This window comes from Peribacillus sp. (genome assembly GCF_059453735.1).
In genome coordinates, this window is sequence record NZ_JAZVJO010000484.1 from 1 (window position 1) to 1954 (window position 1954).

Consider the following 1954-nt stretch of genomic DNA (forward strand, 5'->3'; position numbering starts at 1 on the left):
AGGTCATCTAATTGAAAAGGTTTCGTCAAATGAGTGGCAAGTTCAAATCGGCATCATGAAAATGAAGGTAGCTGAAACAGATCTCCAGTTTACTCAGACACAAAAACAAAAAGAACCTAAGCCGATGGCGACAATTAAAGGCAGAGACTATCATGTCAGCCTTGAACTTGATTTACGAGGCGAGCGCTTTGAAAGTGCCATATCACGTGTGGAAAAATATATTGATGATGCATTGTTGGCAAGCTATCCAAGGGTTTCAATTATCCATGGAAAAGGAACCGGTGCACTCCGTCAAGGTGTACAGGAATACTTGAAAAACCACCGTTCTGTAAAACGAGCCCGGTTTGGTGAAGCTGGAGAAGGCGGCACGGGTGTTACAATCGTAGAATTTAAATAATCTTCATAAATTCGGGGGAACCGCATGGAGAAAATCTGGGGAAATGAATATGTGTTCATCGCTGCCTATTATAGTGTTGTGATTTTATGTATCGTGGTCTTTTTAGCCATTTTTGAATTGGTGACAAAATATAAAAATTGGCAAGAGATAAAGAACGGGAATCTTTCCGTAGCTATGGCAACTGGCGGTAAGATTTTTGGAATTTCTAATATTTTTCACCAATCGATTCTTCACAATGATTCACTGCTGACCATGATTGGCTGGGGTGTCTATGGATTTGCTCTGCTTCTCATTGGTTACTTTATCTTTGAGTTTTTAACGCCTGCATTTAAAATAGACGATGAAATTCAAGCTGATAATCGAGCAGTTGGGTTAATTGCGATGATTATTTCAATTGGTTTATCCTATGTCATCGGTGCCGGAATATCGTAAGCTTAGTAAGGGGGAAAAGAAGTGGAACGGCTTGCAAAAATCCTTCTAGTTATCTGTGGGGTATTCTTCATACTCGGAATCATATATATGGGGTTCATTGCCTAAGTGAACCAAATCTTCTTTCAAGGATTGAGTTCGGGATTGTCCCGGGCTCAATCCTTTTAAATTTGAAAAAAAGTTTTTCTCGCCTACTCGTATAGCTTCATGAGTCTTTTTCCTTAATTTTTGTATTCCTTTGGATGAGATGTAATTGTCACTAGGTCTTCGTTATACTATAATAAAAGGGAATAGTTTGAATTTTTAATAATAACTGTCAAGGAGGGGTCTGATGGGTAAAAAGCCATGGTTGGATATGTATCCAGCCGATATACCAGCTGTATTGGAATATGAAGATAAACCTTTGCAATCATTTTTAAAAGAAATCGCACTTAAATTTCCTAATAAAGTTTCCACACATTTTATGGGAAAAGAAATGACGTTTAAGGAAATCTATGAATCTTCACTGAAGTTTGCTGCCTATTTAAAACAAATCGGCCTTGAAAAAGGGGATCGAGTAGCTATTCTGCTTCCCAATACGCCCCAATGTGTGGTCAGCTATTTCGGGATATTAATGGCCGGAGGTACCGTGGTTCCAACGAATCCGTTGTACACAGAGCGTGAGCTGGAATACCAAATGAAGGATTCAGGAACAAAAATTATTATTACAATGGATATTTTATTTCCACGTGTTACGGCTATTACCCCAAGGACAGAAATTAAGCACATAATTGTAACCGCTATCAAAGATGCCCTGCCATTCCCTAAGAATCTTGTGTACCCTTTTATTCAGAAAAAGGAATATGGAATGGTCGTTAAGGTTGCCCATGAAGGGAATCATCATTTGTATACAGAGATTATGAAAAACCCGGTCCCTGAAGAAATGAACATACCAGTAAACATCAATGAAGACCTTGCACTGATTCAATATACTGGGGGCACTACGGGACATCCGAAGGGCGTCATGCTCACCCATAAGAACTTACTTGCTAATGCTAAAATGTGTGAAGCTTGGCTTTATCAAACAAAGCCAGGTCAAGAACGGGTAATGGCTTTGCTGCCTTTCTTCCATGTTTACGGAATGACCAC

Annotated in this window: 3 protein-coding genes; all 3 read left to right on the top strand. The window is 39.3% G+C overall.

Annotated features, from left to right (window positions below):
- Nucleotides 1-397 (top strand): Smr/MutS family protein (locus tag AC52RT_RS15900; RefSeq protein ID WP_495541646.1); only part of this gene is annotated, 397 nt, incomplete at its 5' end.
- A gap of 24 nt (nt 398-421) precedes the next feature.
- Nucleotides 422-829: a DUF350 domain-containing protein gene (locus tag AC52RT_RS15905; RefSeq protein ID WP_340846752.1), complete on the top strand. Its 408-nt coding sequence runs from the start codon at nt 422-424 to the stop codon at nt 827-829.
- Between the two features lie 328 nt (nt 830-1157).
- Nucleotides 1158-1954, top strand: a 797-nt coding sequence (locus AC52RT_RS15910; RefSeq protein WP_495541647.1) for an AMP-binding protein, incomplete at its 3' end; no start/stop codon positions are given.